This is a genomic window from Archangium sp. (genome assembly GCF_036388035.1).
Lineage (GTDB): Bacteria > Myxococcota > Myxococcia > Myxococcales > Myxococcaceae > Archangium.
In genome coordinates, this window is the sequence record NZ_DASVSO010000823.1 from 1 (window position 1) to 5,053 (window position 5,053).

Genomic DNA, 5,053 nt, shown 5'->3' on the forward strand with positions numbered 1-5,053 from the left:
TGAATTGCCCCGGTTGCAGCGTCGAAATGGTGGATCTCGAAGGGGACCACGAGACGTTGCGCAAGTGTGGAGAGTGCGGCGGGCTGTGGATCGACGTCGCGGATCTCAACCGGATCCTGCTCCACAACAACCTGCCCGGACTGGAGAGCCAGGGTGGCAAGGTGGACGCGGAAGCGCTCACCGGCCAGTGCCCTGAGTGCCAGGTGGATCTCATCCGGGTGGATGGTGGTGATCGCCAGCACCCCCTGCACTACGACACCTGCGAGTCTTGTGGTGGCATGTTCCTCGAGTCGGAGTTCGCCGACGCCACGGACGCCAAGGTCGCCGAGCAGGAGATCATTGACTTCTTCCGCCACTTCGGCGGCAAGAGGAAGTCAGCCGCCATCTGACGCCCCGCCCGGGGCGTCTCCCTTCCCGCTTCACCCTCCGGGCCCGTCCAGACGGGCCGGGAACGTCACCCCTCTGTCCGCACCTCCAATCCCCGGCCCGGGATGAAAGCGCCAGCACGGCTGTTGGCGAACCTTGACACCCGGGCGCCAGGGGATTGAGTAGGCGCTCGAATGCCACGAGGGAACGGAATGCGACGTCTGGGGTGGATCTGCCTGTGCGCGCTGCTCGCCGGCTGCCCGAAGAAGGACAGCGAGGTGCCGGACGCGGGGCCCGTCGTCACCGGGCCCGAGCTGCTCAACGAGAAGGAGCCCAACGAGCGGACCGAGCAGGCGCTCACCCTCGGCAGGGACGCGACGGTGAGTGCCAGCCTGGGCGCGGATCCGTCCAAGCCCGACGAGGACTGGTACCGGCTCGCCCCCGGCGGCCCGAGCGTGGCCGACGTCAGCGTCTCCGGCATCCCCGGCGGGGACGTGCTGCTGGAGGTGTACGACGGCCCCGGCATCCGCAGCGCCCTCATCAACAGCGCGGGGGATGGCAAGCCGGAGCGCTTCCCCAACCTCTACGTCGAGCGCGAGCGCTGGGTGCGCGTGGCCTCGGCGCGCAAGGGCACCGGCGGGGCCTACACCCTCGACGTGCGCTACCACGCCCCCGAGGACGGAGTGGAGCGCGAGCCCAATGACCGGGCCGTGGATGCCTCTCCGGTGCAGCTCGGCCAGGCGATGATGGGCTTCCTCGGCCACGCGGGTGACGAGGACTGGTACCGGCTGGAGCTGCCCGAGACGGCCGCCCCCGCCACCCCGCCCCCGGCTCCGAGCGCCCCGGGCTCGGCCCCGACTCCCGAGGGCACTCCGCCTCCCGGCTCCTCCGAGACGGCCCCCAGTGGGGAGGCGACGCCGCCTCCGGCCGAGGCCCCGGCGAATGCCCCCACGGGCGAGGGCACCCCGTCCGGTACGGAGCCCCAGGCACAGCCGCCGTCCGGGAGCGCGCCGCAGTTCCAGGTTCCCGTGCCCGTCCCGGGCCAGGGCCTTCAGCCGGGCGCGGCGGAGGAGCCCCCCGCGGTGGCGCTGAAGATCGAGCTCACCGCCATCGAGGGCGTGCGGCCGGAGCTGTCGGTGCTCTCGGCGGCGGAGGCCCCCCTCTTCACCACGCCCAAGGGCACGGAGGGCGAGGGCTTCACGCTGCGCAACATCGGTGTGCGGGCGAGCGATCGCGTGGTGTACCTGGTGGTGAAGAGCGGCTGGACGGGGTCGGGCAAGGAGGCGAAGCGCGGCTTCAACTCGGACAAGTCCTACTCGCTGACGGTGTCCCTGGAGGAGGCCGGAGCGAACGCGGAGCTCGAGCCCAACGACGAGCTGTACAAGGCCACGCCCCTGCCGCTGTCCGGCTACAAGGAGGGCTTCCTCTCGAAGGGCGACGTCGACCACTTCATGCTGAAGACGACCGAGCCGGTGCTGGCCAAGCTGGAGCTGGCCGGCGTGGAGCGCATGGACCTGGAGCTGTCCGTCATCGAGCCCCCCGAGGGCGACGGGCAGAAGGAGACGGTGGTCCAGCGCGTCAACGAGGGCGCCATCAAGGAGCCCGAGCGCCTCAACAACGTGGCCTGCGGCGGCACCTGCTACTTCCGGGTGCAGAGCGCCGCGCGCAAGGTGGACAACAAATGGGTGCGCGACTACGAGAACGCGGACCAGCCCTACCGCCTCTCCGTCACCACCGTCCCCGACAACGGCAGCGAGGAGCGCGAGCCCAACAACACCCCGGACCGCGCCACGGAGCTGGCGACGGGCCGCGCGGTGCGCGGCACCGTCTACCCGGTGAAGGACTCGGACTTCTACCGACTGGACCTGTCGGAGCGGCCCGTGCGCACCCCGCTGAAGGCCACGCTGCTGGGCATCCTCAAGGTGGACGTGGGCCTCTACCTCCACCGCCTGGGCGAGGACGGAAAGCCGTCCCTCGTGCAGACGTCCGATCGCGCCAAGGGGGACCAGCCCGAGGTCATCCGCTACAGCGCCGAGCCCGGCGTCTACCTCCTGGAGGTGCGCGATGCCCGCAACCGCGAGGCCAACTTCCAGGACGCCTACCAACTCACCGTCGAGGAAGGCGAGTAGCGCCCCCCGCTACTTCTCGTTGACAAGCCGGGTCCGGGTCCTTACTTTGGGCCTGCTTGCAACGCGGTGGTAGCTCAGTTGGTAGAGCACGAGCTTCCCAAGCTCGGGGTCGCCGGTTCGAACCCGGTCCGCCGCTCTGAGGCCGGCAGTTCCTCCTCCCGAGGGACTGCCGGCCTCTTGTTTTTCCGCCGGATGCTCAATGAGCGACAATGCGCCGCATGCGCATTCCCGCTCTTCTCTCCACTGCCCTCGCGTTGCTCCTCCTGGCCTCCACCGGATGCGACGGAGGCACGGGTGACCCGCCCACGGGGGGCGGCAACAACAGTGGCGAGCCGCTCGCCGGACTCACCGCCATCACCGTCGAGCCCGCGGACCAGGTGCTCGTCATCGAGGCCGGACAGACCCCCGCCTCGCTCAGCTACCGCGCCACCGGCACCTTCGCGGACGGCAAGACGCGCGACATCTCCTCCGAGGTCCGCTTCTCGGTGGACAACACCTTCATCGGCGGCTTCTCGGGCAGCACCTTCACCACCTACAAGAACCAGGGCGGGGTGACGACGGTCTCGGCCCTCGCCGGCACCGTGCGCGGGACGACCCGGGTGTCCGTGAAGCTCCAGGCGAGCGTGAAGGACCCCGCCTCCCCCACCGCGCCCGACAACGCCTCGGCGCTCTTCGCCGGCCCCGCCAGCACCACGCGCAAGCCCGACCTCGTCTACCCCAACGACGGCGTGCTCATGCCGCCCAACATGCGCGGCGCGGAGCTGCACTTCCTGCCCGGCACGTCCAACACCCTCTTCGAGCTCGCCTTCCAGAACGCCGTCACCGACCTCAAGGTCTACCTGCGCTGCACCCTGCCGATGAACGGCGGCTGCATCTACCGGCCGGACGACAACACCTGGCTGTGGCTCGCCCAGACCAACCGCGGCGGCGAGCCCGTCACCGTCACGCTGCGCGGCACGGATGACTCGGGCACGCAGGTGGGCACCGCCGCGTCGCTCTCCCTCTCCTTCTCGCGCGATGACCTCACCGGCGGCCTCTACTATTGGACCACCTCCAACGGCAGCGCCATCATGCGCTTCGACTTCAAGAGCGCCTCGCAGACCACCGGCGAGAAGTTCGCCGGCCCCGAGGTGGCGGGCGGCGAGTGCATCGGCTGCCATGCGCTGTCGCGCGACGGGAAGAAGCTCGTCGCCGAGGCCAGCGGCCAGAACTCCGGGCGCATCGTGCTGATGGACGTGGGCAGCAAGACGCCCCTCGTGCCCTACAACCAGGGCGCCGCCTCGCCGGACAAGAGCATCTTCGAGTCCTGGAACCCGGACGGCTCGCAGTACGTGGGCGTCTACGCCGACACGGGCGCCACCGACTTCAACTTGATGCTCTTCGACGGCAACACCGGCAAGAAGACGCAGAGCCTCCCGGGCACCGGCAGCGGCACCCACCCGGCCAACCACCCCGACTGGTCCCTGGACGGGCAGAAGATCGCCTTCGTGAGCGTGGGCGTGAAGGGCACCAACCAACGCTTCGGCAAGGGCGCCATCCAGATGGTCAACCGCACCAGCGCGGGCTGGAGCGCGCCGGTGACGCTCGTGCCCGCCGTGGAGGGCAAGAACCGCTACTACCCGGCCCTCTCGCCGGACAACACCTTCCTCCTCTACGACGAGTCCACCTGCCCGAGCGGCAACTTCGTGAAGGACTGCAACGCAGACAGCGACCCCTCGGCCCGGCTGTTCGCCGTGAAGGCCGAGGCGGGGGCCACGCCCATCGAGCTCGCCCGCGCCAACGCTCCGGGCAAGCGCGACACCGGGACGGGCCTCACCAACTCCTTCCCCAAGTGGGCGCCCTTCCTCTACCAGCGCACGCGCGAGCCGGGCTCGCGGCTGCAGTGGTTCACCTTCTCCTCCACCCGCAAGTACGGGCTGCGCAACCCGCCGCCGGCCGGAACCGGTGATGAGAACACCAGCGGCACCCTGCTGTGGATCGCTGCCGTGGACCCGGACAAGGTCGCGCTCGGCCAGGACCCGAGCTACCCGGCGCTCGTCCTCCCCATCCAGGACATCTCCACGTCCAACCACATCGCGCAGTGGACGAAGGAAGTCGTCCCCGTCATCCGCTGAGCCGGCCTCGCCCCTCCGCGCCTCTCGGGACGCGCTTCACCACCGCTCACACCTGGCCGGTAGCCCCTCTGTCCGCGGAGGAGGGGTTGCCGGCCATGTCTTTTCCCGTGTTCACCCGGGTCCCTGGGGCCAGCCGGGCGTCCGAAGGAATTTTCCCTCTCGGCCAACTGTGCAGAGTGCGCGTGAATTCTTTTCGTACTCGCTTGCCCCTCAATCGTTCCGTCATCCTCTTCGCCGTCGCCGCCCTGCTCCTCCTGGCTCAGTACGCCATGGCCGCGGCCCCTGAAGCGCGCGCTCCCCGCGCGGCGCTGGTCTCCCATGGCTTCAGCGGGGCCCTGCGCGCCGTCGTCGTCCCTCCCGGCGAGTCCCTCCAGCCCCATCTCGCCGTCCCCGACAGCGTGAAGGAGGCCCATTGGCTCTCGGTGGGCGCTGGCACCCAGGCTC

At 70.0% G+C, this 5,053-nt stretch carries 4 protein-coding genes and 1 tRNA gene; all 5 read left to right on the forward strand.

All coding sequences use genetic code 11. From position 1 onward, the window contains the following. Positions 1–389: zf-TFIIB domain-containing protein (locus VF697_RS33930; RefSeq protein WP_331101547.1), on the forward strand; the 389-nt coding region annotated here is incomplete at its 5' end. A gap of 189 nt (positions 390–578) precedes the next feature. Next, on the forward strand, positions 579–2,495 hold the full coding sequence (locus VF697_RS33935; RefSeq protein WP_331101549.1) for an ABC transporter substrate-binding protein: 1,917 nt from the start codon (positions 579–581) through the stop codon (positions 2,493–2,495). Between the two features lie 63 nt (positions 2,496–2,558). Next, positions 2,559–2,631 (forward strand) — tRNA-Gly (locus tag VF697_RS33940). Between the two features lie 73 nt (positions 2,632–2,704). After that, positions 2,705–4,609, forward strand: a complete 1,905-nt coding sequence (locus VF697_RS33945) for a hypothetical protein (protein WP_331101551.1) — start codon at positions 2,705–2,707, stop codon at positions 4,607–4,609. A 203-nt stretch (positions 4,610–4,812) separates the two neighbouring features. After that, on the forward strand, positions 4,813–5,053 hold a 241-nt coding region (locus VF697_RS33950; protein WP_331101553.1), incomplete at its 3' end, for a hypothetical protein.